Source organism: Longimicrobium sp. (genome assembly GCA_036387335.1).
GTDB lineage: Bacteria > Gemmatimonadota > Gemmatimonadetes > Longimicrobiales > Longimicrobiaceae > Longimicrobium.
In genome coordinates this window covers 1-25,030 of record DASVTZ010000159.1, presented here as the reverse complement: position 1 = coordinate 25,030, position 25,030 = coordinate 1, and the positions used below count along the sequence as shown (strand labels likewise).

The 25,030-nt window shown below is 67.8% G+C and carries 23 protein-coding genes and 1 pseudogene; 10 read left to right on the top strand and 14 right to left on the bottom strand.

Going from position 1 to position 25,030, the window contains the following annotated elements; all coding sequences use genetic code 11:
* Nucleotides 1–256 precede the first annotated feature (256 nt).
* Both VF647_15550 and VF647_15545 read left to right on the top strand, forming a co-directional pair.
* Nucleotides 257–766, top strand: coding sequence for a sigma-70 family RNA polymerase sigma factor (locus tag VF647_15550; protein ID HEX8453516.1), 510 nt, complete (start codon nucleotides 257–259; stop codon nucleotides 764–766).
* Nucleotides 750–2,186 (top strand): carboxypeptidase regulatory-like domain-containing protein, encoded by a 1,437-nt coding sequence (locus VF647_15545; GenBank protein ID HEX8453515.1) that lies wholly within the window; start codon nucleotides 750–752, stop codon nucleotides 2,184–2,186. The genes VF647_15550 and VF647_15545 overlap by 17 nt, the downstream gene beginning before the upstream one ends.
* A gap of 352 nt (nucleotides 2,187–2,538) precedes the next feature.
* Here VF647_15545 and VF647_15540 read toward each other — a convergent pair whose 3' ends face one another.
* From VF647_15540 to VF647_15530, 3 genes are all read right to left on the bottom strand, one after another.
* A complete protein-coding gene (locus tag VF647_15540) occupies nucleotides 2,539–3,639 on the bottom strand; it encodes a TerC family protein (GenBank protein ID HEX8453514.1) in 1,101 nt (366 codons plus the stop codon).
* A 260-nt stretch (nucleotides 3,640–3,899) separates the two neighbouring features.
* Nucleotides 3,900–4,487, bottom strand: coding sequence for an HD domain-containing protein (locus VF647_15535; GenBank protein HEX8453513.1), 588 nt, complete (start codon nucleotides 4,485–4,487; stop codon nucleotides 3,900–3,902).
* Nucleotides 4,484–4,993 carry an acyl-CoA thioesterase gene (locus VF647_15530; GenBank protein HEX8453512.1) on the bottom strand — a complete coding sequence of 170 codons (510 nt, stop codon included), beginning with the start codon at nucleotides 4,991–4,993 and terminating at the stop codon, nucleotides 4,484–4,486. The genes VF647_15535 and VF647_15530 overlap by 4 nt, the downstream gene beginning before the upstream one ends.
* Before the next feature lie 150 nt (nucleotides 4,994–5,143).
* Here VF647_15530 and VF647_15525 point away from each other — a divergent pair, with 150 nt between their 5' ends.
* Nucleotides 5,144–5,413: a hypothetical protein gene (locus tag VF647_15525; protein ID HEX8453511.1), complete on the top strand. Its 270-nt coding sequence runs from the start codon at nucleotides 5,144–5,146 to the stop codon at nucleotides 5,411–5,413.
* 321 nt (nucleotides 5,414–5,734) lie between these two features.
* Here VF647_15525 and VF647_15520 read toward each other — a convergent pair whose 3' ends face one another.
* Together VF647_15520 and VF647_15515 are read right to left on the bottom strand one after the other, a co-directional pair.
* Complete coding sequence (locus VF647_15520) at nucleotides 5,735–6,919, bottom strand: hypothetical protein (GenBank protein ID HEX8453510.1); 1,185 nt, start codon at nucleotides 6,917–6,919, stop codon at nucleotides 5,735–5,737.
* Nucleotides 6,916–8,205, bottom strand: a complete 1,290-nt coding sequence (locus VF647_15515; protein HEX8453509.1) for a PhzF family phenazine biosynthesis isomerase — start codon at nucleotides 8,203–8,205, stop codon at nucleotides 6,916–6,918. The genes VF647_15520 and VF647_15515 overlap by 4 nt, the downstream gene beginning before the upstream one ends.
* A 341-nt stretch (nucleotides 8,206–8,546) precedes the next feature.
* Between VF647_15515 and metK the strand changes: the two genes are divergently transcribed.
* Together metK and VF647_15505 are read left to right on the top strand one after the other, a co-directional pair.
* Complete coding sequence (metK, locus tag VF647_15510) at nucleotides 8,547–9,695, top strand: methionine adenosyltransferase (protein HEX8453508.1); 1,149 nt, start codon at nucleotides 8,547–8,549, stop codon at nucleotides 9,693–9,695.
* A gap of 262 nt (nucleotides 9,696–9,957) precedes the next feature.
* Entirely contained in the window at nucleotides 9,958–11,064 is a 1,107-nt protein-coding gene (locus tag VF647_15505) for a L,D-transpeptidase family protein (protein ID HEX8453507.1), read from the top strand.
* A gap of 560 nt (nucleotides 11,065–11,624) precedes the next feature.
* On the opposite strand, the gene VF647_15500 is transcribed toward VF647_15505, so the two are convergent.
* Nucleotides 11,625–12,014, bottom strand: a complete 390-nt coding sequence (locus VF647_15500; protein HEX8453506.1) for a permease prefix domain 1-containing protein — start codon at nucleotides 12,012–12,014, stop codon at nucleotides 11,625–11,627.
* Nucleotides 12,015–12,020: 6 nt separating this feature from the next.
* A complete protein-coding gene (locus VF647_15495; GenBank protein ID HEX8453505.1) occupies nucleotides 12,021–12,371 on the bottom strand; it encodes a PadR family transcriptional regulator in 351 nt (116 codons plus the stop codon).
* A gap of 234 nt (nucleotides 12,372–12,605) precedes the next feature.
* Here VF647_15495 and VF647_15490 point away from each other — a divergent pair, with 234 nt between their 5' ends.
* Nucleotides 12,606–13,019 (top strand): hypothetical protein, encoded by a 414-nt coding sequence (locus VF647_15490; GenBank protein HEX8453504.1) that lies wholly within the window; start codon nucleotides 12,606–12,608, stop codon nucleotides 13,017–13,019.
* Nucleotides 12,997–13,716 carry a hypothetical protein gene (locus VF647_15485; protein ID HEX8453503.1) on the top strand — a complete coding sequence of 240 codons (720 nt, stop codon included), beginning with the start codon at nucleotides 12,997–12,999 and terminating at the stop codon, nucleotides 13,714–13,716. The genes VF647_15490 and VF647_15485 overlap by 23 nt, the downstream gene beginning before the upstream one ends.
* A 90-nt stretch (nucleotides 13,717–13,806) precedes the next feature.
* Here VF647_15485 and VF647_15480 read toward each other — a convergent pair whose 3' ends face one another.
* From VF647_15480 to VF647_15465, 4 genes and pseudogenes are all read right to left on the bottom strand, one after another.
* A complete protein-coding gene (locus VF647_15480) occupies nucleotides 13,807–15,372 on the bottom strand; it encodes a hypothetical protein (GenBank protein ID HEX8453502.1) in 1,566 nt (521 codons plus the stop codon).
* Nucleotides 15,369–16,295, bottom strand: a pseudogene (locus tag VF647_15475) (ABC transporter ATP-binding protein). Before VF647_15475 ends, VF647_15480 begins: the two are co-directional and overlap by 4 nt.
* On the bottom strand, nucleotides 16,283–16,729 hold the full coding sequence (locus VF647_15470) for a GntR family transcriptional regulator (GenBank protein ID HEX8453501.1): 447 nt from the start codon (nucleotides 16,727–16,729) through the stop codon (nucleotides 16,283–16,285). Before VF647_15470 ends, VF647_15475 begins: the two are co-directional and overlap by 13 nt.
* 156 nt (nucleotides 16,730–16,885) lie before the next feature.
* Entirely contained in the window at nucleotides 16,886–17,263 is a 378-nt protein-coding gene (locus VF647_15465) for a hypothetical protein (GenBank protein ID HEX8453500.1), read from the bottom strand.
* A gap of 677 nt (nucleotides 17,264–17,940) precedes the next feature.
* On the opposite strand from VF647_15465, the gene VF647_15460 reads away from it, so the two are divergent.
* Both VF647_15460 and VF647_15455 read left to right on the top strand, forming a co-directional pair.
* Nucleotides 17,941–18,489: a hypothetical protein gene (locus VF647_15460; GenBank protein HEX8453499.1), complete on the top strand. Its 549-nt coding sequence runs from the start codon at nucleotides 17,941–17,943 to the stop codon at nucleotides 18,487–18,489.
* 371 nt (nucleotides 18,490–18,860) lie between these two features.
* The gene (locus VF647_15455) at nucleotides 18,861–20,735 is read left to right on the top strand and encodes a DUF262 domain-containing protein (GenBank protein ID HEX8453498.1); all 1,875 of its coding nucleotides are present in this window, start codon (nucleotides 18,861–18,863) and stop codon (nucleotides 20,733–20,735) included.
* A gap of 96 nt (nucleotides 20,736–20,831) precedes the next feature.
* Here the strand turns inward: VF647_15455 and VF647_15450 are convergent, their stop codons facing one another.
* The 3 genes from VF647_15450 to VF647_15440 all read right to left on the bottom strand — a co-directional run bounded on the left by VF647_15450 (nucleotide 20,832) and on the right by VF647_15440 (nucleotide 23,742).
* Entirely contained in the window at nucleotides 20,832–22,001 is a 1,170-nt protein-coding gene (locus VF647_15450) for an acyl-CoA dehydrogenase (GenBank protein ID HEX8453497.1), read from the bottom strand.
* The gene (locus VF647_15445; GenBank protein HEX8453496.1) at nucleotides 21,988–22,635 is read right to left on the bottom strand and encodes a hypothetical protein; all 648 of its coding nucleotides are present in this window, start codon (nucleotides 22,633–22,635) and stop codon (nucleotides 21,988–21,990) included. Before VF647_15445 ends, VF647_15450 begins: the two co-directional genes overlap by 14 nt.
* 75 nt (nucleotides 22,636–22,710) lie before the next feature.
* Nucleotides 22,711–23,742, bottom strand: coding sequence for a cytochrome D1 domain-containing protein (locus VF647_15440; GenBank protein ID HEX8453495.1), 1,032 nt, complete (start codon nucleotides 23,740–23,742; stop codon nucleotides 22,711–22,713).
* A gap of 186 nt (nucleotides 23,743–23,928) precedes the next feature.
* Here VF647_15440 and VF647_15435 point away from each other — a divergent pair, with 186 nt between their 5' ends.
* A complete protein-coding gene (locus tag VF647_15435) occupies nucleotides 23,929–24,636 on the top strand; it encodes a hypothetical protein (GenBank protein ID HEX8453494.1) in 708 nt (235 codons plus the stop codon).
* The last annotated feature ends 394 nt before the right edge of the window (nucleotides 24,637–25,030 follow it).

Here is a 25,030-nt window from a genome sequence, read left to right as displayed (position 1 = left end):
GGCGGTGGGAGTTGAATGGCGGTAGGGGCTGCGCTTCGGTATAGGACGACTCGCCGGGCGTGGCTTGCACACCCTGACGCGGGGGGCCGCGCCGGTCCGTGCCGACCGCGGATCGCACCCGCATACAATCGGCTGCGGCCGCACGGTGTGCAAGCGTCGCGGAGGAGCGCGTCCTATCTTGTGAAGCAGCCGAGGCGCCCCTGCGCCCCGACTTCCACGCGGCCCGGGTGGGCCGCCCTCTCGACCGGCGCGAATGGTGACGGCAGACTGGGGGGAGATCTACCGCAAGACTCACCGGGACCTGGTGCGCTTCCTCTACCACAAGGTATGGGATGCCGAGCGCGCCGCGGACCTGGCCCAGGAGGCGTTCGCCCGTGCGCTGGGCCGCGCGCCGGACAACCCGCGCGCCTGGCTCTTTCACGTAGCCGCCAACCTGGCCCGCGACGAGGCGCGCACCGTCATCCGCCGCAAGAAGCACCTGGCGCTCCTCAAGGACGAGGCGCACCACGAGGGCCGCGCCGCCCCCCCTCCATCGGAGGAGATGGAGCACGGTGAACAGGTGGAGAAGGTGAGGCAGGCGCTGGACCGGCTCGGCGAGCGCGACCGCGAGGTGCTGCTCCTGTGGGACGCCGGGCTGAGCTACCCGGAGATCGCCGCGCAGTCGGGGCTCGCGCAGGGGGCCATCGGCACCACGCTGGCCCGCGCGCGGCGGAGGCTGGTGGAGGCACACACGCTCCTGGAAGGAACGCATGCAGCACGTGGATGAGGGCCTCCTGCACGCCTGGCTGGACGGCGAGCTGCCGTCCGCCGGCCCGGAGGGTGCGCGCGCGCTGGAGCGGCACCTGGAGGAGTGCGCCGCGTGCCGCGCCCGCGCCGGCGAGGAGCGGCGGATACGCGACGACGCATCGTCCATCCTGCGACGCGCCGACCCGGCCGAGCACCCGTCGCCGGGGGTGATCCCCTTCCCCGCCCCGGCGCCCGCGCGGCGCACCGCCCGGCCGTGGGTCGTCCTCGGCTGGGCGGCGAGCGTGCTGATCGCGCTGGGGATCGGGTGGATGGCGCGCCCCGAGCCCGATGCCCCCATCGCCATCAACGCGCCCGCGCGCCCGCCAGCGCCCGCCGCCGACGCCGTAGGTCCTGAGACGTCCGCCAAGCCCGCGCCCGCCGTGCAGTCCGCGCCGGCCGCCGCCGGCGCGGTGCGAACCCCCGCGCCCGTCTCCCCGCGCGCGGGCGGTGGCGAGCGCCGCAGCGATCCCGCCCCTCCCGTGGTGGCCCTCGACGTGGCTCCGGCCGCACCGGAGCCGGTGGCGATGGCCGAGTCTCCTCCGCCGCCAGCGCCTGTGTCGTCGGCCAAGGTAGCCGAGGAGCCGGTCTCCGCGCCGCCACCGCCGCCCGCGCCGCCACCACCACCTTCATCACCCCCCGTGCTGGCCGCGGCTCCCCCGCCGCCGCCGGTGGCGAGTGCCCCTGCCGCTCGGCGGGCGGAGCGCACAGCGGGAGCCCGCGTGGAGAAAGCCACGGAGACGGTGACGCTGCGCGGGCGGGTCACGGACACGCAGGGCGCGGCCGTATCAGGGGCGACCGTGAGCGTCCCCGCGCTCGCGGCCAGGACCGTCACCGACGCGGACGGGAGCTACACCCTCTCCGTTCCCGCGACGAGCGGCACCGTCCAGGTGGTGGCCTCGCGGATCGGGGCGGCGACCCAGTCCCGCTCGCTCGACGCGCGGCCAGGAGCCTCGAACACGGTCGACTTCGCGCTGGGTTCCGATGTCCTCTCGTTGGAAGGCGTGGTCGTGACGGGCCAGGGAACCGTCGCCAGGAGCCGCTCGGCCACGGCAGCGGGCATCGCCGCTCCCCCGCCGGACGCGTGGCGCACCGTGGATCGCGCCGAGGCAGAGCGGCTGCTCCGGCACCCCCTGGTCACCGTCCCGAGCCTTCCGCTGCTGGAGATCGAGGTGGGTGAGGGGGAGGGGCGTTCCGCGGTGCGCGTGACCCAGCGCCTTCCGGACGGCACGGCGCTCTCGCTCCTGCAGTGGCGGGGTGCCGGTGCCCGCGCCCCGCGCCCCTGCGAGGCGCCGGATGCCGGTGCGACCTGCCTCGCGTTCACCCGGTCCGGTGTCCTCGTGGAGGCCAGCGCCCCGGTCTCCGCGGACGCTCTCCGTGCCGCCCTTGCGCCGTTGTTCTGAGCCGGGCCCCCGCCCCATTCGCGGAGTTCGGCGCGGGGGAAGGCACGGGCAGCCACGCGGGGCGGCCCCTACGCGGATCTGTGCCGAGGGGCGGGGGTCGAGGCCGGGGCGAGGGAGGGCAGACACGGAGGTCTGCCCCTACGCGGATCTGTGCCGAGGGGCGGGGGTCGAGGCCGGGGCGAGGGTGGGCGCGATGAATCGCGCCCCTACGGGATTGGTGCGTCAGGGCGGGCCGGACGACCGGCACTGACGCACGCAAACACCCCTCCCCCGCAGTTTGGGGGAGGGGCAGCGAGGAACGAGCGGGGGAGGGGGCCCGGCGATGCCCCCGACGCGAGCGGGGTTCTCCCCCTCACCCGCCCTGCGCCCCCGCGGGAGGGGGCCGGGGGGAGGGGGCCTGCGTCTCCTCCTCGTCCGCGATCATGTTCTCGTTGCGGTCGTCGTGGAGGACCGGGCGCTTGGGGTCGTCGGACTCGTCCAGCGGGTCGTGGGTGACCGCGCAGTTCTCGTCCAGCACCTGCGGAAAGGCCAGCGAGCCCACCACCGACAGCCCCAGCACCCCCGCCACCACCCCCAGCGACACGCCGATCGGGATGTGGTAGTAGCCCGAGAGCAGCATCTTTGCCCCGATGAACACCAGCACGATCGACAGCCCCAGCTTGAGCAGATGGAACTTGTCGATCACCCCCGCCAGCAGGAAGTACAGCGACCGCAGGCAGAGGATGGCGAAGACGTTGGAGGTGAAGACCAGGAACGGGTCGCGGGTGACGGCGAAGATCGCCGGGATGGAGTCCACGGCGAAGATCAGGTCGGTGGTCTCCACCAGCACCAGCACCACGAAGAGCGGCGTCGCCACGTGCCTCATCCTGCCGCCCACCTCCTCGCGCACGAAGAAGCTCTGCCCGTGGTACACCGGCGACACCGGGAAGAAGCGGCGCATCAGCTTGAGCGCGGGGTTGGACTCCGGCTCGATGTCCAGCTCGTCCTGCGTGGCCATGCGGATGCCGGTGAACACCAGGAAGGCACCGAAGACGTAGATGATCCAGTGGAAGCGCTCGATGAGGAGCGCGCCGGCGCCGATCATAGCGCCGCGCATCACCAGCGCGCCCAGCACGCCCCAGAACAGCACGCGGTGCTGGTACTTGGGCGGGACCTTGAAGTACGAGAAGAGGAGTACGAATACGAAGATGTTGTCGACGGAAAGGGCCAGCTCGATCAGGTATCCCGTTACGAACTCCAGCGCCTTCGCCTTTCCTGACACGCCCACGGGGAGCCATCCCCACGCGATCCCGCTGGCGAAGATCATCGCCAGGATCACCGTGATCCCGCTCCAGCGCGCCGCCTCCTTCGGCGCCACCACGTGGGCCGTGCGGTTGAAGACGCCCAGGTCGATGGCGAGCATCACCAGAACGAAGACCAGGAAGCCTACCCACGGCCATACGGAATGTACCAAGACGCTTCTCCCGTGCTCCCGCGCGCTGGCGGGGGTCAAAAACAAGGGGCGACACCCTCGTCACGAGGCCCCCTTGCTCTCGCAACTGGGGTCCCGCGACGAAGGTCTCGCCCTGACGTGGCGCGCGTGGCGCCGCTATCCCGGCCGGACCGTGCGGAGCTCTCGCCCCGCAGTCTTGACGATCCGGCCGCCGGGTGTCTCCCCGGTGGACTACTCCCCTTCGATGTATGCGCGGAAGGTACTCAGCAAGGGGCGGGCCGTCAAACTACGTATCCTCGCTCGCACGCCTCGTCGATCGTCCGCACCACCCACGGCCACACGCCGGGCGCGCCCTCCTCGATGGGCGCCATGCGGCGGAGGATCTGCGCGCGGGTGATGCCGTGCAGCTTCCAGGTGCCGCCGTCGCTGTTGAAGTTCACCAGGAGCGGCTGCAGGCGGTCCAGCGCGACGGCGAAGCGGGCATCGGGGGTCTCGCCCGCCTCGAACTCGTCCCACAGGGCGCGCGTCTCGTCCGCTTGGTCGGGAGGAAGCAGGCCGAAGATGCGCTCGGCGGCGCGCGTCTCGCGCGCCTCCTTGTCCATGTGCGCGCCGTCGTCGTAGCAAAAGGTGTCGCCCGCGTCTATCTCCACGATGTCGTGCACCAGCACCATGCGGATGGCGCGCAGGAGGTCGGTGCCGGCGGGGGCGTGCTCGGCCAGGGCGAGGGCTGCCATCGCCAGGTGCCAAGAGTGCTCCGCGCTGTTCTCGCGCCGCGAGCCGTCGATCAGCGAGGTCTGGCGGAGGACCCCCTTGAGGCGGTCCACCTCTACGACGAAGGCGAGCTGGCGCGAGAGGCGGTCCTCCGTCACAGCTCGATTCCCTCGTCCGCGGCCTCGGCCTCGCGGCGGGCGCGGCGGCGCTCCGCCATCTCGTGGAGGCGGTGGTCCTCGTCCGTCTCCAGGATCAGCGGCGGCACGGGGGCGGGCTTGCCGTTGAGCATGTCCAGCGCGACGTAGGTGAGAAAGCAGCGGTTGGTGGTGCGCCGCTTCCCCGTCTCGATCTGCTCCGCCTCCACGGTCACCATCACCTCCATCGAGGTGCGCCCCACGCGGATCAGCCGCCCGTGCGCCTCCACGAAGTCGTTGGCGTACACCGGCTCGCGGAACTCCACGCGGTCCACCATCACCGTCACCACGGGGAGGCGCGCGTGCCGGCGCGCCACCACGCCCCCCGCCTTGTCCACCAGCGCCAGGATCTCCCCGCCGAAGACGTTGCCATGGTGGTTGAGCTGGTCCGGCATCATGCTCTCCGAGAGCGTCGACGCCGACTCGCGCGGCGTCTTTCCGGCGGGTGTACTCTCTTCGTTTTCGGGCATCTGGATCGCTGCGGTTTGAGGGCCTTTTGCGTCAACGACAGTGTAGCGTGTGGCACACCTGGCGGCCATGTGGCGGCAGGTTGACTTGCCAATCGCGGATGATCATATCTCTACACAGATCATCCGCCGCATCACACCAGGAAGGGTCTCATGGCTACCCGGGAGCAGTCTGCTGGCAGGAAGAAGCTGCGCGCGAGTGAAGGCACGCTCATTCGCCGCAAGAGCATCAAGATCGATCAGAACAAGCTCGACCGCGCGGTGGAGCTCCTTGGCGCGAGCTCGGAAACCGAAGCAATCGATCAGGCGCTCGAGATGCTCTTCTTCAGGAAAGCCCTGCTCGCCAGTGTCGATCAAATCGCGGGGAAAGGAGGGATGGAGGACGTTTACGAGGGTGGCTACGCCGACGAGTTGATGAAGTGACCAAGTTCGCCCTCGATACACAGCTCTACGTCCAGGCCTTCCGGAATGCCGATTCCGGTGAGGAGCTGCGACAGTACTACCGCGAGTACACTCCCAAGACTCATCTGTCGTCCGTAGTACTGCACGAACTCGCGATCGGGGGCACCTCAGAAGAGTCGGCGGGTTGGACGGAAAGAGTCGGGCGGCAGTTCCAGAGGCTGACCCGGATTTTTACGCCTTCGCACAACGCATGGCGTAATGCGGGCACCGTGCTCTCCCGTCTGGCAAAGGAGCGCGGGATAGAGTTGCGGAGGATACCGCGTTCCCTGGTCAACGATGTCCTCATCGCTGCATCGTGCCGAGAAGCGGGTGTAACTCTGGTGACCGCGAACGCCAGAGATTTCGAGATGATTCGACGGGTGCTACCGTTCGACTTCGTTCCACCGTGGCCGTGACCGCGTGTTCTTCAACGCCCAGCCGAGCCGGGGGGGCGGCGTGCTCGCGGTAGAGCCGCGCGGCGCCGTAGGTGTACGGGACGAAGAGGAGGGCGAGGAGGAGCGCGAAGTTGACGGCGGCGAAGGCGGTGCGCAGGGCCAGGCCGCGGTGCAGGGCGATGGGCGGCTTGTAGACGCGGCCGGGACCCTCCAGCAGGAAGACCACGAGCGCGGCGTGAATGGGCGTGTGGCCGATCACCTCCACCTTGCCGAAGACCAGCGTGGTCGTGAAGAAGACGAGCGTGATGACCAGCGCCAGCGGCCGCTGCAGGAGGTTGATGATCAGCAGGTAGCCCAGCGAGAACTCCACAAACGCCGCGGCCAGGAGGAAGAAGCTCAGCGGAAGCCCCAGCGAGAGCCGCGGGTTCTGCTCCAGTACGTACAGGCCCCACTGCGGGTACACCATCTTCTCCAGCGCCACCCAGCAGAGCGAGAACCCCACCGACGCGTACAGCGCCGGAAGCCCGGTGCCGCGGATCTTCCGCTCCCCCGCGCCGCTCACGGCCAGGTAGTAGCCGATCCCTGCGTACAGCACGTAGTCCAGCATGTGAAAGGGGCCGAAGCGGAAGACGCCGATCCCGTAGAGCGCGATCAGCCCCGCGCCGGCCAGGGGCACGGTGCGGTCAAAGAGGAGGAGGAAGGCGAGCGCGAACTGGAGCCAGCCCAGCCACCCCTCCGCCACGCGCAGCTCGGGCGCGAGCATCGCGTCCGCCTGCCACGACAGGAGGAGCGCCGCCCCCGCCCCGATCCGCATCACCAGCACCGCCCGGTCGCCGCGAGACGAGAGCCAGTCGTTGACGCGGCGGTACGCGGGAAGGTCGCCCAGGCGCCGGTCGAGGAGCACCATCGCCGCGATGGTGGCCATGCTCAGCAGCGCGAGCGCGAAAAAGGTGGGCGTGAGCACTTCGCCCGCGGTGCGCGGGCGGTCGCCGAAGGAGAAGCGGCTGAACCACTTGACGTGCGCCCACGCAGGGTGCGCGGTGGCCGTCACCAGGAGCAGCGCCGGCGCGATCGCCCGGGCGGCGGCGCTCACGCGCGCACCCTCGCCACGACGCTGATCTCCACCTTTACGCCGTGCAGCGCGGCGCCCAGCGTGGTGCGCGAGGGGTACGGCGGGCGAAAGGCTTCGCGGTAGAGCGTGTTGAACTCGCCCCAGTCGCCGATGTCCTCCAGGTACGCGGTGACGGAGACGATGTCGTCCATGGTGGCGCCCGCGGCAGCCAGCACGAGGCGCACGTTCTCCAGCACCCCGCGCGTCTGTTTGGCCAGCGTCTCGCCCTGGAGCTCGCCGGTGACGAGGTCGCGCGGCACCTGGCCGGAGACGAAGATCATGTCTCCCGCGCGCACCGCCCGCGAGTAGGCGCCGACCGGTGTGGGGGCGCCCGGCACGCTCACCGGCTCCCACGCGCGCCCCTCCGTGCCGGTGTCCGTGGGGATCTCCATCGTCCCCTCCGACACCATCACGGCCGAGCCGCCCACGCGCGACCGCAGCACGATGCCGTTGTGCACGTCCGCCTCCAGGTAGATCGCGCTGGGGCGGCCCATCTCCTCGCCCTGCTCCACCGTCCAGCGCAGGGTGCCCTGCTGTGCGTCGCGCGCCAGATACCCGGCCAGCGCGGCGGCGGCGGCGCCGGTTGCGGGGTCCTCGGGAATCCCCATCGCCGGCGCGAACATCCTCACCCGCACCGTGGCCCCCGGCGCGGCGGGAACGACGGGGTAGACGCCCGGCGCATCGGTGTGGGCCAGCACGCGCTCCCACGCGGCGAGGTCCAGCCGCGCCCGGCCGAGCGTGGCCACGTCGCGCAGCGGGATTACGGTGAAGCCCACGCCCGCCGACGCCACCGCCGGCTCCCAGTCGTCCGACAGGTCGGCGGCGCCGAGGCCGAGCACGGCGGCGAGCTCCTCGCGCGCGGGCGCCGGGCCCACGGCCGGCGGCTGGGCGGAGGTGAGCTGCGCGAAGTCCGGCTTTCCGCCGCGCACCCTCACGCGCACGGGCACCGGCCCGACGCCCTCCTCCAGCACCACCTCCGTCTCGCCCTCCACCGCCGGCACCTCGCCCAGCGCCACCAGCAGGAACGCGGTGCCCACGGTGGGATGCCCCGCGAAGCGAAGCTCCGAGCCGGGCGTGAAGATCCGCACGCGCCTCGTGCCCCCCGCCTCCGGGGGAAAGACGAAGACCGTCTCCGACAGGTTCAGCTCGCGCGCGACCGCCTGCATCTGCGCATCGGAGATCCCGCGCGCGTCGGCGAAGACGGCCAGCGGGTTGCCGCCGAAGAGGCGGTCGGTGAACACGTCCAGCGTGTGGTAGCGGTAGCGCATGGGTCGGGTACGGTTCGGGTCGGTTGCGTGCACGCGGGCGCCATCTACGTGCAAGATACTAACTGCGCCTCACACAGAGTCACAGAGGGGACGGCAAGAAACAGCGGAAGGGGTTCTTCGCGGCTTGAAGTTCCCCTCCGTGTTCGCGGTGTGATGGTTTTCCTTCCCGGCATCTGGCGCAACCGCCTGCGCTGCCTTATACTGCGCGCCGTGCGCTGTGCACCCCGGCGATTTGTAGCGATTGCATCCGGGTCAACAACTGCTAAACCGCGTGGGAGGGGTCCCGTGCGAAGTCGCCGCGGGACCCCTTTTCCGTATCCTGAATCCAGGAGCCAACCGTAATGAGCACGCTGATCGACCCGGCCCGCATCGCCGAAGAGACGGGCCTGACGTACACCTTCAGCTCGGAATCGGTATCCGAGGGCCACCCGGACAAGGTCTGCGACACCATCGCGGACAGCATCCTGGACGCTTACCTCGCGCAGGACCCCAGCGCCCGCGTCGCCTGCGAGGTGCTGGTGAAGGCCAACCACGTGGTGCTGGCGGGCGAGATCACCTCCACCGCGCTGGTGGACCACGAGGCGCAGGTGCGCGAGGCCGTGCGCGAGATCGGCTACACCGACGCCGACCAGCTCTTCCACGCGGACACGCTGGAGATCCGCTCGCTCCTCTCCGAGCAGGCGCCGGAGATCGCGCAGGGCGTCAACGCCGTCACCAGCCAGTCCGGCGACCAGGGCGCGGGCGACCAGGGGATCATGTTCGGCTACGCGACCGACGAGACGCCGGAGCTGATGCCCCTCCCCATCCTCCTGGCGCACCGCCTGTCCTACGCACTCGCCGAGCTGCGCAAGGCCGGAGCGGCGTCGTGGCTGCGTCCCGACGCCAAGACGCAGGTGTCGGTGCTGTACGGACCCGACGGCCCGCAGGCGGTCACCGACGTCCTCGTCTCCACGCAGCACTCGGCCGACGTGGCGCAGGAGGAGATCCGCCAGTTCATCGCGCAGACACTGGTGCCGCGCGCGCTGCAGGGGTGGTACCGCGACGACCTGCGGCTGATGGTGAACCCCACCGGCAGCTTCGTGCAGGGCGGCCCCTCGGCGGACGCGGGCGTCACCGGCCGCAAGATTATCGTGGATTCGTACGGCGGGATGGGGCGCCACGGCGGCGGCGCGTTCAGCGGCAAGGACCCCAGCAAGGTGGACCGCTCGGGCGCCTACTTCTGCCGCTACGTCGCGCGGCAGGTGGTGAAGGAGGGGCTGGCCCGGCGCGCCGAGGTGCAGGTGGCCTACGCCATCGGTATGGCGGAGCCGGTGTCGGTGAAGGTGGACACCTTTGGCACCGGCGACCCCACGCGCGCCGCCGCCTTCGTGCGCACCTTTGACTTCCGCCCGCGCGCCGTCATCGAGCGGCTGGACCTGCTGCGCCCCATCTACCGCTCCACCACGAACTACGGCCACTTCGGAAAGCCGGGGCTCCCCTGGGAGGCGTGATCGCGTAGCGGTAAGAACAACGGAGAAAAGCCTTACACAGAGACGCAGAGGAAAGGGCAAGGACACGGAGAACCCCTTCGTTGTTCTTGCAGTGCCCCCTCCGCGGCTCTGTGTGAGGCCGTTTTTTTAACCGCCTCCCCGTTCACACCTTGACCACGGGTGGCACTTTCCGCTAGCGTTCTGGTACACCAACCTGCACGCAGTCTCTCCGCAACCGCCGGCGCTCGCCGGGCGGCCGCTCACCGCACTCCGCTGTACCGCCATGGCCATCCGATCGATATCCGCCGCCGCCGCGCTCCTGTTCGCGCTCGCCGGCACCGCGCACGCCGCCAATCCGGACCCCGAGCGCTGGATCGACATCAGCCCAGAGACGCTCAACTCCGGCGAGATCCGCCTGCCGGTGGGCGAGCTCGACGGCGCGGAAGGCCCGTCCGTGCTGCGCGTGCAGATCCTCCTCAACCGCGCCCTCTTCTCGCCAGGGATGCTGGACGCGCGCTGGGGAGCCAACGTGCGCACCGCCACCCGCTGGTTCCAGAAGCGCGAGGGGCTGGAGGAGACCGGCATCGTGGACGAGGCCACCTACGACGCCCTCATGCGCGCATCCGGCCGGCCCGACCGCCTCGTGCGCCAGCACACACTGAGCGCCACCGACGTCGAGGGTCCCTTCGTCGTCCTGCCGTCCAACATGTACGACCGGGCCAAGCTGACGTGCTCGTGCTACCAGGCGCTCTCCGAGAAGCTGGCCGAGCAGTTCCACACCCGCGAGGGCGTGCTGGAGCGCCTCAACCCGGGGACGAACCTGGACTCGTTGGAGGCGGGCGACAAGCTGTGGGTTCCGCGCGTGCGCGAGCCGAACGTCGCCGCCAACATGAAGATCGCCGAGATCCTGGTGTCGGGCAGCGGCAACTTCGTGCAGGCGCGGGACAGCGCCGGCAACATCCTGGCGCACTTCGCATCCACGATGGGCTCCAGCATCGACCCCTCCCCCGAAGGCGAGGTCACGGTGCGCGAGGTGACGGCGAACCCGTGGTGGAACTACCAGCCCTCGCTGCTCAAGGTGCTGCGCAGCGACGGCCCCAGCGCCATGATCCCGCCGGGCCCCAACAACGCGGTGGGCTGGGTGTGGATCGGCCTGTCGGCGCCGCACTACGGCATCCACGGCACCAGCGAGCCGGAGACGATCGGCTACGCGACCTCGTCGGGTTGCGTGCGCCTCCCCAACTGGGATGCCCGCTTCCTCTCCCGTCGCGTGCGTCCGGGGACGAAGGTGCGCTTCGAGGACACCCGCAATGGCGAGCGCGTCATCCCCCGCCGCCCCCGCCCTCGCCTCCTCGGCACCCGCGCCGACAGCGTCGCCACCGAGCCGTAACCGGCGCGACCGCTCGAAATCCAAAGACGCAGGAAAGCCCGATGAGCTTTCCTGCGTCTTTGCATTGCAGCCCCGGTCTCACCTGCTGGCCGGCAGGACTCGCACTCTCCGCTCCACCCGCACAGGGCGCGTGTACGCTCGCCCGCTGCTGTCGCTCGGCGGACCTTCCCGCACCCCCACGAGACTCACCACCGCCTCACCCGGCTGGTCGAACCGCAGCGTGGCCGTTCGCCGCACGATACTCAACACCAGGGGGCATACATCAGGCCTTGCGCGGCCCACCCGCGGCTTGATTTCGGCGGTCCGGCCACGCACCCGCACGTACGTGCGCACGGTGTCGTCCCTGCATCCGCTCTCGAAAAGGGTAAAGGATACGGCGAATCGCTCCCCAGCCCGCACCCGCTCGGGAACGCTCACGACCGCCGTGTCGCTCCGCAATACGACGATCGCCGGCTCGGAGGATCGCCCTTCGCAAGCGCTTACTACCGTGGCGAGCAAGAGGACCGACACCCGGAATCCGAGGACATCAGCGGACATGTTGTTCCTGATAAGGGTGCTGCCTATCGCGATCGTTTCGTTGGTGGACCGCCACGCGCAGACCGGCCACACCCGATGACATACCGGCAGCTGACGGCGGAACAGCGTCGGACACGGGCGCGATCAATCGCGCCCCTCCGATGTACGCGTTGCGCGCCCAGCCGCGCGTCCAGCGAGAGCCCGTGGAAGCCGCCAAGCCAGCGCGCGTCCCGCACCTCCTCCTTGTGCCCCTCCACCCCGCCGAATTTGAGGACGGCCCGCCTGCGAGCCTCCGCGGGCGCCATCCCGGCGCGCACGTTCTTCTCCGTCTCCATCTGCAGGTGGAACGCGAGCTCCTCGTCCAGCTCGTGCCTTACGTCGCCCCTGCGCATCAGGGCGCGCATGCGCTTCCGCCAGCGTTTCGTCCAGGCCATGCGCCTCTACGTGGTTCGGAGGATGACGTCTACCATCTCAGCGTACCGGCGCCAGCTCTCCGTCTCCTCGCCCAGGGCCCGGCGGCCGGCGGGGGTGAGCTCGTAGTACTTGGCGCGGCGGTTCTGCTCGGTGGCCTTCCACTCGCTGTCGATCCACCCCTTCTCCTCCAGCCGCTGGAGGGCGGGGTAGAGCGAGCCCTGCCCCACGTGCAGCGCCTCGCGCGAGAGCTGCTCCAGCCGCTGCGCCACCGCCCACCCGTGCATCGGCTCCAGCGAGAGCGCCTTCAGGATCAGCAGGTCCAGCGTCCCGCGGAGCACGTCGTTCGCCGACGGCGATGGGTTCGGTTTAGGGGTCAAAGAGCACTCCGGATGGGTTGGTGTCGGTTACCGACACCAGCATGCATCCGCCTAGTGTCGGAAGTCAACAACAGGGTTCGTGATGCCCCGGATCAGGAGCGATCAAGTACCGTATGCGCCACCCTCAGCACGACTTTAACTCCTTGGGGAATCCAGTCTTGAGACCTTATCGGAACGCCGCTATCGTCTGCCGGCTCCCCGATGGATTACTTAAAACCACGCCACTAGAATCCGATGCCACCGCTGCCTCCGAGCAACCAGCCCGATCCGATTCGGCTCGCGCAGAACCACCTTGAGCGTGCACGACGCGCCACGTCGAAAGACCCGGTCGACTGGACGGACCTCACGGTATACGGCTTCTATTGCCTGGAGGTGGCCCTCAAGGCAGCGGCGGAGCACCTGGGGACCAGGTTCGCCACCAGCCATGCGCGGAAGGCTCAAATCGCGATGGAGTTCGCCACTAACCATAATCTGCCGGACGTATCCACTCTTCTCACTAATCTGAACGAAGCGAGAAAGGCGACCGGGTATGGGGATGTGTCAATCCCGCCTATGGACTCCGACGACCTGCTCGCACAACTTGAAGGGTACGTGTCCGCTGTGGTTCTCCTTCTGGCCGCGGACGATGACCCCGATGATGGTGGTTGAGATGCGAGCTGATAGACGGGATGTGCACCCGGCAACGGATGGCGAGACTCCGCAAGCCTCCTTGCAGCGGCTCGAGGAGGCGATTCTCGCATGGCCATCTCTGGAGGCGCGTGAGTGGACCCGGCGCATGGTCCAAGCCGCCGGCGCGAACCCGGCCGTTCTCGCCGTGGTGGCCATCGGCTCGGCGGTTCGCGCGGTCGAGGCGGCCGACGACGTCGACTTCCTGATTATCCACGCATCGCACGAAACCGCTGACCTGGGCCCGCTGCCACTCGATGTGGACGTACTCGCTTACCCAGCCACTCTGGTCGACGACAAGCTCGCCGCTGGCCATGACCTTCTTGGCTGGGCAGTGCAGTTCGGAGTTCTCGTGTTCGAACGTCAGCAGTTCTGGAGTTGCTTGACCGAACGCTGGATCAACCGTGTCCCGCTTCCATCCGCGGATCACGCCGCCGAGCGCGCTGCCCGTGCCCGTCGGCTCACCGAAGAGCTTCGTGCGGTCGGCGATCTGGAGGCGGCGGCAGAACAGAATGTCTGGTGGCTCACGCAGGATGCTCGGACGCGCCTGATCCGCGCAGGAGTCTATCCCGCATCGCGTCCAGAATTGGCTGAACAGCTTCGCGAGATCGGTGCTTACCCCCAGGCGGACGAGTTGGAGGCCGCCCTGGCCGACCGCCTCCGAACGTCCGTGAGCTGAAAAGAGAGAACCGCCATTCGGCGATTCTCTCCTTTCCATTTGCGGTCCCCTCTGCGGCTCTGTGTGAGGCCCAGCAGTTTACCCGTACAGCTACCGTCCGCGGCTCCGCGCGACATCTTCAGCGTACCATTCCTTGTAGCCTCGCCCCCGGTCCTCGACCGCGATCGGATCGCTTCCCACCGCCACCCACGACACGAACTGGAGCCGAGCGGCGCTGAGCCACGCCGGCTCGATCCGCGGCGCTTCGCGCGGCTGCGGAAAGTTCGCTACGAGATCGGTTGTGGAGCTCTGCGCGCGAGGCCCCGGCAGCACGAGTGAGAAGTCGCTGCCGGACGAGCCGCTGAATCGCAGCTCGATCGCTTCGCCGCGGCCCCGGTTCACCAGCAGGTACCTGGGCACGCGCGACTCGAACGTCGTTTCGGCCTGCCGATCGCCTGGCGGACTGACGGTGGAGGTACGCAGCTCGACCGCGGGGCCCTCCGGGAGACTCTCCACGTTCGTGACCCGGATCCGGCTTCCGCCGTTCGCCGAGCTGGCTCCCACGCGGAGCGGCATCTCCGCTCCCGCCCGGACCTCCCGCACCTCGAGCTGGCCTCGCAGCGAGAGCTTGGCCTGCCCCGCCGCGAGCGCCTGCCGCTGAGATGGCGACAGGTCGAGCGATACCCCGGCCGCGACCTGGGTGATTCGCTGGCGCTCACCGAGGTTGCGGAGACCATTCAGGCGCGGAATGGGTTCGTTGATCGAGACCAGCGGTTCCTTGACCCGCACGGCCGCGAAAGAACCGCCCGCCATCCGCATACGTACCGTGGGCGACACCAGCAGGTACTGGTGAAAGGGCGACGCGCCGGTCAGCCGGATGGTGAATCCAGTCTGCGAACCGGCCTTGAGCGCGAGCTCGCCGATCTCGATGGAAGCGGGCCGCAGGTGATTCGGGATCGGTCTCGATGCGGGAGTCGCCGAGGCGGCGGAACGGGGAAGCGCCATCGGGAGGAACATCAGCGCGATGCCAACGGCCACCGCGATGGCCGCACCGCGGCGCACGTCGCGGCTGTGGTACTGATGTGCCAGCAGCACGAGCATCCCGGCGATGAAAAACGGCCAGGTGCTCCACCCCGACGGGACGGAAGGCCCGATGCTGAATACGATCACCTGGACGGCGAACAGCCAGGCGAACCCGGCGACGGTGAGCGCCAGGAGGAAGCCGCGCAGGTCCCGGGTCAGCGAGGCGACGGCCGCAGCGACCGCCAGCCATACCCCGTACGAAAGCGCCGATCGTCCAAGGAGCCCGGGAAGGTCGCCCGGCGCCACGTCGTGCGCCCGGAGTCCCGCCAGCTGGCCGAGTAGCGCGATACCGATCACGACCACCACGCCGACGAGAATCTTGGCCGCGAACACCGCCGTGGAACGCAGCGGCAGGGTAACCCACAGCGAGTCGCCCCTGGCCGGCGAATCGGCCTGCACCAGAACCGCGAGCAGCACCGCCCCCAACATGACGACGCCGAGCATCCGGAGCGCCGGAGCGATGGCCGCGAAGACGCCCCACTCCGCCGCCGCCGCCCCGGCGGCCGCGACCACCGCGGCGTACGCCAGCAGGAGCCACCGCGACAGCCGAAGATCCTTGCGGGCCACGTGCAGCACCTGCGCATGCCACCTCATGATGCGACCTCCACGGTGTGCGTCTGCCCGCCGCTGCCCTGGGCGAGGGCGACGAAGATCTCCCGCAGCGAAGCGGCGCGCACGTCGATCCGCGCGGCTTCGGGAAACCACCCGCGCAATTCCGCGCCTCCCGCCGGACTCCCCGCGCCGGAAAGGAGGAAGCTGATGCGCGGTCCCGAACGCTCCACCGCCAGCCATTCCGCGGGCAGGCGCGCGGGGAGCGGCACCGCTCCGTTCGCGGCCACCACGTCCACGCGCCTGAGGCGCTCTCGCAGAACCTCCATCGGCTCCGAGAGCGTCAGCCGCCCCCGGTCTAGGAAGCCGACCCAGTCCGCCAGCATCTCCAGCTCGTCGATGTCGTGCGAGCACACCAGAATCGTCCACCCCTCCTCGCCGGCGGACTCCAGAAGCCCGTGGACGAGCTCATCCTTGACCACCGCGTCCATCCCCGTGAAGGGCTCGTCCAGCAGCAGGAGGCGCGGGCGGGGCGCCAGGGCACAGAGCAGCGCCGCCTTCATCCGCTCCCCCCGCGAAAGCGTGCCGATCTTGCGCCGCGCATCGAGCCGGAACCGGCGGCGCAGCTCGTTCGCGAGGGCGCGGTCCCAGGCTGGGTAGAGCGGCGCGAGGTACGACTCCAGCTGCTGGATCGTCATTCAAGCGGGAAGGGCCTGCCCCTCCGCGACGTACGTGATCCTCCCGCGATCGTCCGTCGTCAGCCTGGAGACGTCCCTGCCCAGAACGGATGCGCGGCCGGCGGTCGCCCGGCGCAGGCCCATCAGGATCTGGAGGAGCGTCGACTTCCCCGCCCCGTTCGCACCCAGCAGCGCGTAGAGCGCACCTTCCGGCACCTCCAGCTCCACGTCCACCAGCGCGTGGACGCGGCCATAGCGGTGGCTCAGCCCGTTTGTTTCTACGATCGCCATCTCTGAGATCCTCCCGGTTCATTCCGCGCCCGCGCATTTTCGTGCGGCCCATCTTCCCCAAAGAGCTCCGCCCAGCGCGCGGAGACCGCGTCGAGCACGTCCTCCTCATCCAGCCCCAGCCGCTTCGCCTCCACCACGAGGTGCTCCACCGCCTCCGACAGCAGCAGCCGCCTTTCCTCCGGCGAGGAGTGCCGCGTCTCCGCCACGACGGTTCCGATGCCGGGGAGCACCTCCAGGATCCCGTCCCTCACAAGTTGCGCGACCACCTTGTGCGCCGTGTTCGGGTTGATCTTCAGCGCCTGGCTCAGCTCCCGCACCGACGGAAAGGACGAGCCCGGCGCCATCTCGCCCGCCACGACCGCCCGGGTCGCCGCATAGACGACCTGCCTGTAGGGCGACTCACCGGCCCTGAGCACCACCTCGAACGGAAGCATGATGTACTATGCGTCCTAGTACACCTGATGTCAACGGGGTCTTATGCGCTTCGGCGCGGAAAAAGTAGGGCGGCCCGAAATTCCGGACCGCCCCACTTCAAATCAGCGCGTCAGCGACAGCTTACTCGATCGGCGGGTAGCACCGGCCGCGCCGGCTCAGGCGTGAGCCCCCCGTGCAGTCAGCCGGAGATCGTCGACGGAAATTTCGTCTCGCGTCCAGGATAGATCCTCCACCGAGAGGTCGAATGCGTCGAGAAACTCCCGGAGCGCGCTGACGAAGTCATCATCCAATTCCACGTGCACCTCCGTTCCCGGGTCACGCGTGCCGGCATGGCGGACCAGCCCTACGATTCTCCCGGACCCCAGGCGGACCAGCGCTCCCTTGTACGCGTCCAGGTTATCGTAGCCGTCGAAGAAGGTCAGCCCAAATGCGCGCGAAAAGAGCTCCGGCTGAACACGCGTGACCGCGATAGCGTCCACGTAGCGGTCCTGCCACTCCTTCGGTTCAACCTGCGTAAAAACCGGAGAGCTCATATGGCACCATCCTGAGTATTCCTGGTGACCTTCACCTTGATCTTCGCGTAATCCCCTTCAACGATCACGCCAACCCGTGGCCCTGTCCAGCGTGCGCGATGCGGAGCCGTAATCGCGTCCGGCGGCACGTCGGTCGTGAACTCAAGCCTCTCTCGCCGACGCCTTGTACCTGCACCAGATCTAGTCCGTGGGGTCCCGACCTGCCCCGAATCCCGCTCTCCCATCACAGCGGACCTTGGATTTCCTGCCGACATGCAGATGTAGCCACCTGGGAACACGAGCCGGCTCGGGCACATCTTTCGCGTCAGGAGGTTATAGGGGCCTCTAAGTTCCCGGACCCTGGCCGCCTCCTCGTACTTCTCGCACGCAAACTCCTGCGTCCGTAAGCTACGAGAGTCGCGCGGCGCCGAAGAGCTTTGAACAGCCGTGCCGACCCGGCGCGCTTGGTAGAGCACCAAGGCCTTCAGTAGGCGCGACACCGCTATCGCTTATGACATCCGAAGACGCCTAGCTCTCGCAAGTCTCCCGACTGATCTGCCGTGCGATCCGATCAGCACGCGCGCGTAACCGCGGGCCTATTGTGCTCAGTTGCTGTGCCCGTTGCCAGTGCTCAACACCGTAGATCCACCCTTTTAGAACCCGCGACTCTCACGCGATCACGAGGAATGGTTTCGCGTATGAACATCCCGGACGTTGCTGTCGGAGCTATAGTCGCCGCTACTATCACGGGGCTTCTTTCTCTGCTGGGTCTTATCATAGCTAAGGAGCAGAAAGTATCTGAGTTCCGGCAGGCTTGGATTGACGCGCTCAGAAGTGAGCTTGCCGAACTGCTGGGGCACATCAACGCGATGTATCAAGGAGAGGCCATTCTAACTGACGATCCAGCTGGTAGATGGACTCGGGTACGGGAGGACTATGTGGGTGCTAACAAGAACATCTCGAGCATTCGTCTCCGGCTGAACCCGAAGGAAAGTGAAGACATTCTGAAAACCCTCTCCGATCTGGAAACTGCCTTCAACTCAAGGAAGCCTCTTATGCACTTGGATCTCGTACAACTTGAGAAAAACCTTCTGGACCAGGCCAAACTATTGTTGAAAACCGAGTGGATCAGGGTCCGAAAGGGCGAGATCGTGTATCGCGTAGCTCGCGCCACTGCATTAGCGGTTGTTTGCGTATGCTTGATATCGATAGCGGCCTATCTCGCCTCAATGTGGGTACCCCGGTAAGGAGAACCGTGGAGCCTGAACTACTACTCGGAAACTTCTAAGTCTGCACTCCGGCGCTCAGTCGCCGGACCACCTCGCGCTGGCCGCGGCAATACACAGTCAGGCACACCAGCTCCCCCGCCGCATTACGCTCTCCCACCACCACGTGCGCTCGCGCTTCTGGTACGGTATGCGGAGCGTGCCTCCGGTGCCCGCGGGACCGCATCCTGCTCATCTACCAGCATCCGGTTGGCTGTGCCGCATGGCGCGCACGGCGCGCAGGATCTAGTATGTGATCGACTATCCCGAGCGGTGTGGTACCGGGCGAGACCCGTTGCTGGTTGCGCCGGGTGGTTGATCTCCGTGCTGAGTCCTCTCAACAACCGCGACAAATGAAAGCCAACGCCGCTCCTCTTCTTGCAATTTTCGAGAAAAAGATGCGCCTGGATGTTCCACTGTTCCAGCGGCAGTACGTGTGGAGCCGAGAGCAGCAATGGGAGCCGTTGTGGGAGGATATAGAACGGAAGTTCATAGAGTATTTGGAAGGCCGAAAGGATGCGCCCGTGCATTTTCTCGGGGCGATGGTGCTCGACCAGAAGCAAACCCCGGTCACTCACGTCGAGAAGCGACAGGTAATTGATGGACAGCAGCGACTAACCACATTGCAGGTGTTTCTCGCCGCGTTCCGCAACTTCTGCCGGGAGCAGGATGCCGATGAGCTCGCAAGGGAGTGCGAAGGTTATACACTCAACAAAGGGATGATGGCGGATCTGGAGACTGAACGCTTCAAGGTCTGGCCCACGCAACTCGACCGCACGCAGTTCGTGCATGTCGTCGGTACCCCGTCTCGTGCGGCGCTCGAAGTGGTCTATCCGCTGGTCCGGCAGAAATACGCGCGCAAGGCCGATCCGCGCCCGCGCATGGTCGAAGCGTACCTCTTCTTCCATTCCCAATTACACGAGTTCTTCCTCGGTACAACATCGGAGCCTCCCCTTGCAGCGGACCAGCCGATCACCGCACGCCTCGAAGAATGTTTCCAGGCACTGCGCAACGCCCTGCAGGTCGTCGTAATCGATCTCGAGCAGGATGACGATGCGCAGGTCATATTCGAAACGCTTAACGCGCGTGGCGAGCCTCTACTCCCGGCCGACCTTCTTCGGAATTTCATTTTCCTTAGGGCCGGGCGTGCAGGAGAGCCGCAGGAAGAGCTTTATAACGAGTACTGGCGCGCGTTCGACGAGGCGTTCTGGCGAAAGGAGATCCGCCAAGGTCGTCTGAATCGCCCCCGTAGCGATCTGTTCATGCAGCACTTCTTAGCAAGCCGGCAGGCGGTCGACGTTCCTGCCAAACACCTATTCGTCGAGTATAAGCACTGGATCGAACGGCAGAAGCCGTTCAACTCGGTGCGGGAAGAACTAGCGGTACTATCGAGACAGGGTGCCGACTTCCGGCGGCTTATTGAGCCGCAGCAGAACGATCCACTCTTTCCTCTGGCTACGTTTCTGGACCGCTTCGATATGAGCACGGCGTACCCGCTGCTTCTCGCGCTGATGGACAGCGGATTGGACGACGCAGAGTGGGAGGGGTTGTCCGAAGCGCTGGAGTCGTACGTGCTCCGCCGCGCGGTTTGCGGTCTTACAAACAAGAACTACAACCGCATCTTTCTGTCTCTTACCCGCAACTTACGCCGGGGGAGTGCGACTGCAGTCAGTCTTCGCCAGAACCTGCTGGATATGACTGGAGAATCATCCGAGTGGCCCTCCGACAACGCCTTCGCGCATGCATGGCGAACCATCCATGTGTACCAGACCCTACAGAACCCAAAGATCGTTCATATCTTCCGGCGGCTGAATGACACGTATGCCAGCACGAAGTCGGAGGGAGTGGTGGTGAACGGCCCATTAACGGTCGAGCACATCCTGCCACAGAAGTGGCTGGACCATTGGCCGCTTCCGAATGGATCACGGGGAATGACATTGGGTGAGCTGTGGGAGGCCGCTCCTGACGACCCACGGCGGCTCGCCACTATCCGAAGGAACAACCTCTTGCAAACGATCGGGAATCTTACAATCATCGCCCAACCACTCAACTCCGCCGTCTCGAATTCGTCGTGGTCTGTGAAGAAACCGGAACTACTCGTCCACGCGTTGCTTCCCATTACCCAGCAGCTGTACAAGTTCGAAAACTGGGATGAAGACGCTATCGAGACGCGTTCTGAACAGCTGTTAGAACGTGCTCTACAGTTGTGGCCAAGGGATCGCCGGTAAGTGGGTAGATAGAGAAAGGAGAGAACCGCCATCCGGCAGTTCTCTCCTTTTCATCTTGAAGTCCCCTCTACGGCTCTGTGTTGACGCCCCAGCAGTTTACTTCATCAGCCCCTTCGCGATCGTCTGGAGCTGCATGTTGCTGGTGCCTTCGTAGATGGAGCCGATCTTGGAGTCGCGGTAGAACTTCTCCACCGGGTACTCGCGGGTGAAGCCGTAGCCGCCGTACAGGTCCACGCAGGTGGAGGTGATCTTCTGCGCGACCTGCGACGAGAAGAGCTTGCCCATCGCCGCTTCCTGCAGGAAGGGAAGGCCGGCATCCTTGAGGCGGGCGGCGTTGTACACCATCAGGCGCGCGGCCTCCAGCTCGGTGGCCATCTGCGCGAGCTGGAACTGCACGCCCTGGAAGTCGGCGATGCGTTTGCCGAACTGCTCGCGCTCCTGCACGTACTTCACCGTGGCGTCCAGCGCCCCCTGCCCGATCCCGATCATCTGCGCGCCGATGCCGATGCGGCCCTCGTTGAGCGTCTCGATGGCCGTCTTGTAGCCCTTGCCCACCTCGCCCAGCACGTTCTCGTCGGGGACGAAGACGTCTTCCAGGATCAGCTCGGTGGTGGACGAGGCGCGGATGCCGAGCTTGTCCTCCTTCTTGCCGACCGCGAAGCCGTCGAAGCCCTTCTCCACGATGAACGCCGTGATCCCCTTGTAGCCGGCCGACGGATCGGCGTTGGCGAAGACGATGAAGATCTCCGCCTCGCCGCCGTTGGTGATCCACAGCTTGCGGCCCGTGACGCGGAACCCGCCGTCCGCCTTCACCGCCTTCGTGGTGAGCGCGAAGGCGTCGGAGCCGGAGCCGGCCTCGGAGAGGGCGTAGGCGCCCACCTTTTCGGCGGAGAGCTGCGGGAGGTACTTGGCCTTGAGCGCCTCGCTCCCCCAGCGCAGGAAGGCGTTGTTGACGAGGGTGTTCTGCACGTCGACGAAGACGCCCACGCTGGCGTCCACGCGGCTGAGCTCCTCCACCACGAGCGCGGCGGTGAAGAAGGAGGCGCCGGTGCCGCCGTGCTCCTCGGGCACCTCGATCCCCATCAGCCCCATCTCAAAGAACTGGGGGATGAGGTCGGTGGACATCTTCTGGTGCTCGTCCATCTCGTGGACGAGGGGGCGGACGCTTTCCTCCGCAAAACCGCGCACCAGGTCGCGGAACATCTGCTCGTCTTCGCTGAGGACCGTCAGCGGCGCGCCGCCGGTCGCGAGGTCAACGGTTGCCATCGTCTGCCACTGTGCTTGGGGTTGAAGGCGGGCCAGCCCGGCCCAACTCGGTAATATCGCACGGGTTGCGGTGGATGTCGAGCGGGCGCGGCCCGGCATCGGCGCGGGCGCGCTCGATCAGCTCGAGCACCTGCTCCACCGGGGCGACCGACTCGAATCGCGGCAGGCCGCGCGTCGCGAAGCCGGCGTTCCTCGTGCGCGTAGCTCGCGCGGGAGAAAAGATGATGTCGCCGCTTCCGTCAGCCGCTTGTGACGGGAGCCGCCGGAGCGTCGGGATCCGCAACCCTCCATCCTCGATCAGACCTCGCCCCTTCACCCACGCGCCGACGCGCTCCAGGTTGGTGAGCTCGATGGCATCGACGTGACGCGGAAGCGAGATGACGATCCGCTGGTTGGTCACGACGTACCGGGTGCGGGCACGCCGGCGCGGGTCGAAGAAAAAGCGGACCGCGATCCAGTGGACGATGAAAACGGTGAAGGGCGAGCTGAAGAGAGCGTAGTCGATCGCCGACAGCTCCCCGAAGCTCCGCAGCGAGCGCCAGACGATCAGTGCGAAGAACGCACCGAACCCGGCCCCGACGACGTCCGCCGTGCCGAAGAAGACCCCCTGTCGCGGAGCGCCGGTCCAGAGCACACGCTCATCGGTGCGTAGCTCGATTGGTTCTGGCTGCACGGGCGCTCCGGGTGTGTTGCTCAGGGAACTCGCGCTTCAGCGGCGCGGACGCAGCCCCCTCGCGGCATACGCGATGCCGTCCGGACCCGCACCCACGTCGAAGAAGCGCGGGATGGTCCCCGTGGCGAGGTCCAGCACGCCCACCTGGTTGCGGCCCTGGAGCGCGACGAACGCGGTTTTGCCGTCCGGAGAGAGCGCGAAGCCCACGGGGCCGGCGCCGCCCTCGCCCGCGGTGCCGGCGGGGATCTGCACCAGCGCCGTTTCACGCCGCCCAGCCGCGTCGAAGATGCGCAAGGCGTTCAGCGCCGGGTTGGAGACGATGGCGCGGCGGCCGTCCGGCGTCAGGGCGAGGCGGTAGGGGAGGCCGGGCGCCGGGAGCGTGTCCAGCGGCGACAGAGTGGCCGCGTCGAGCACGGTGACGGTGTTGTCCTGGTTGCTCCCGATCCAGAGGCGCCGCCCGTCCGGTGACAACGCGATCCCCTCGGTGCGCGGCGCCACTTTGGTGGTGCGGGCGGGGGCGCGTCCGGTTACGTCGAGCGCCGTCACCGAGCCGCCGCCGATGTTGGCGGTGTAAATCGTCCGCCCGTCCGGTGACACAGCGAGCATGTGCGTCCCCGCCTCACCGGTGGGGAGGGCGCGCAGCACCGTGCCGCGGTTCAGGTCGACGATCAGCACGGCGCGGTTCGTCTCCACCGTCACGGCGAGCTGGCCATTGGGGAGGAAGGCGGAGCCGTGCGGGCGCCGGTACTCGCCGAGGTCGATGGTCCTCCCGACGGCGCGGCGGTCCAGGTCGATGAGGGTGAGCGAGCTGCCCGGCGTCTGCGCGCCGTAGTTGGTGACCACCGCCCAGCGGCCATCCCTCGACACGGCGACCTCGTGCGGGCCGACGCCGGTGGGGAGCGTCGCCAGGGTGCGCCCCGATGCGGCGTCGAGGATGGTGGCGGTGGCGGCCTGCTTGTTCGCCACCACCAGCAGGTCGCCGCGCTGGGCGTGCAGCGCGCCCGGGAGCGCGGCGAGGGCCAGCAGGAGCGTGGAGACGGCGAAGAGGAGCGTGGGAAAGAGTGACATGGGTCCAAAGCGTCGAAGGAGATCGATAGCGCAAGGGTGCTAAAAATGCCGCACACCCATCCGCCGCGAAAGAGCCACGCGGCATGCGGGGTGCGGAAGACGAAACCACGCGGGACGTGATCCGTACCATCCGGGGTGCGCCGGAGCAGCCGGCGCCCATTCGCGCACAGCACGGGAGAGAACTCGATGACCGATTCAACCAACGACCCCTTCGGCAGCTCGGGTGGGAGCGGGGCCGGCGGGGGCTTCAGCGGCACGGGCCCGGGCTACGGCGGCACCGCTCCCGGCGCCGCGGGCGCGGGCGACGGCTCGCCCGGCCTGGGTGCAGATGATACCACGAGCAGCACCGGGAGCACGGGCAGCACCGGCGGGAAGCGGCGCGACCCGCTGGAGGAGATCGCGTCCAAGATCGACGCGGCGCTCTCGGAGCTCCGGCCCAAGCTCAAGAACGCCTTCCAGGAGCTGGACCAGCGGGTGGATTCGGCGCTCGACGACATCCGTCCCAAGGTGGACGAGGCGCGGGCGCGGGCCCGGCCCAAGGTGGACGAGTTCGTCTCCGAGATCCAGCCGCGGCTCGATGCGCTGATCTCCCGCGTGCAGGGCGCGCTCGACGGCCTTCGCCAGGACCTGGACACCCGCGCCGACCGCGCGCAGGCTCGCGGGGCCACCACCGAAGGCGCATCCACCACCGGGACCACGTCGGGCACCACCGCCGACTCCGCCGCGAGCCCGACGACCGGCGCGAGCACCGGCTCCACGACGGGGACCAGCGACCCGTGGCCGGTGATGACGGACGACACCAAGCGTGCCGATCCGCCCATCGAGGAGACCTTTGGGCCCCGCTCGGGCGCGGGCGGGAGCAGCGGGGAAACCGGCGGCTCGTCCCCGTTCTGAGGCTATCGGGCGCAGCGAACGTTCCGAGAGGCCGGCGGATCACGCCGGCCTCTTGTCTCGCCGGCTAGATCCTTCGATCGCCGCAAGGAGTACCGAACGCGGCGCAGATCTCGTAGGCGGCTCTCTCAGGATGACAAAAGGGGGGCGAGGGTTCCCTTTACCCTGTCATCCTGAGCGACGCGCCTCACCGATCTCGCCCATCCACCAACCTGTGGCGCGGAGCGAAGGATCTACTGCGCGTGGCGAGGAGTCCGCGGTGCGGTGCGGGCCTCTTGCCTCGCCGGCTAGATCCTTCGATCGCCGCAGGAGTACCGATTGCGGCGCAGATCTCGTAGGCGGCTCTCTCAGGATGACAAAAGGGGGCGAGGGTTCCCTTACCCTGTCATCCTGAGCG

Coding starts and splice junctions, on each gene's coding strand:
- VF647_15455 (HEX8453498.1), top strand. CDS start 18,861: ATGAAAGCCAACGCCGCTCCTCTTCTTGCAATTTTCGAGAAAAAGATG.
- VF647_15465 (HEX8453500.1), bottom strand. CDS start 17,263: ATGAGCTCTCCGGTTTTTACGCAGGTTGAACCGAAGGAGTGGCAGGAC.
- VF647_15530 (HEX8453512.1), bottom strand. CDS start 4,993: ATGCCCGAAAACGAAGAGAGTACACCCGCCGGAAAGACGCCGCGCGAG.
- VF647_15480 (HEX8453502.1), bottom strand. CDS start 15,372: ATGAGGTGGCATGCGCAGGTGCTGCACGTGGCCCGCAAGGATCTTCGG.
- VF647_15460 (HEX8453499.1), top strand. CDS start 17,941: ATGAACATCCCGGACGTTGCTGTCGGAGCTATAGTCGCCGCTACTATC.
- VF647_15525 (HEX8453511.1), top strand. CDS start 5,144: ATGGCTACCCGGGAGCAGTCTGCTGGCAGGAAGAAGCTGCGCGCGAGT.
- VF647_15435 (HEX8453494.1), top strand. CDS start 23,929: ATGACCGATTCAACCAACGACCCCTTCGGCAGCTCGGGTGGGAGCGGG.
- VF647_15500 (HEX8453506.1), bottom strand. CDS start 12,014: ATGGCCTGGACGAAACGCTGGCGGAAGCGCATGCGCGCCCTGATGCGC.
- VF647_15440 (HEX8453495.1), bottom strand. CDS start 23,742: ATGTCACTCTTTCCCACGCTCCTCTTCGCCGTCTCCACGCTCCTGCTG.
- VF647_15515 (HEX8453509.1), bottom strand. CDS start 8,205: ATGCGCTACCGCTACCACACGCTGGACGTGTTCACCGACCGCCTCTTC.
- VF647_15485 (HEX8453503.1), top strand. CDS start 12,997: ATGACCCCGATGATGGTGGTTGAGATGCGAGCTGATAGACGGGATGTG.
- VF647_15450 (HEX8453497.1), bottom strand. CDS start 22,001: ATGGCAACCGTTGACCTCGCGACCGGCGGCGCGCCGCTGACGGTCCTC.
- VF647_15505 (HEX8453507.1), top strand. CDS start 9,958: ATGGCCATCCGATCGATATCCGCCGCCGCCGCGCTCCTGTTCGCGCTC.
- metK (HEX8453508.1), top strand. CDS start 8,547: ATGAGCACGCTGATCGACCCGGCCCGCATCGCCGAAGAGACGGGCCTG.
- VF647_15545 (HEX8453515.1), top strand. CDS start 750: ATGCAGCACGTGGATGAGGGCCTCCTGCACGCCTGGCTGGACGGCGAG.
- VF647_15470 (HEX8453501.1), bottom strand. CDS start 16,729: ATGCTTCCGTTCGAGGTGGTGCTCAGGGCCGGTGAGTCGCCCTACAGG.
- VF647_15490 (HEX8453504.1), top strand. CDS start 12,606: ATGCCACCGCTGCCTCCGAGCAACCAGCCCGATCCGATTCGGCTCGCG.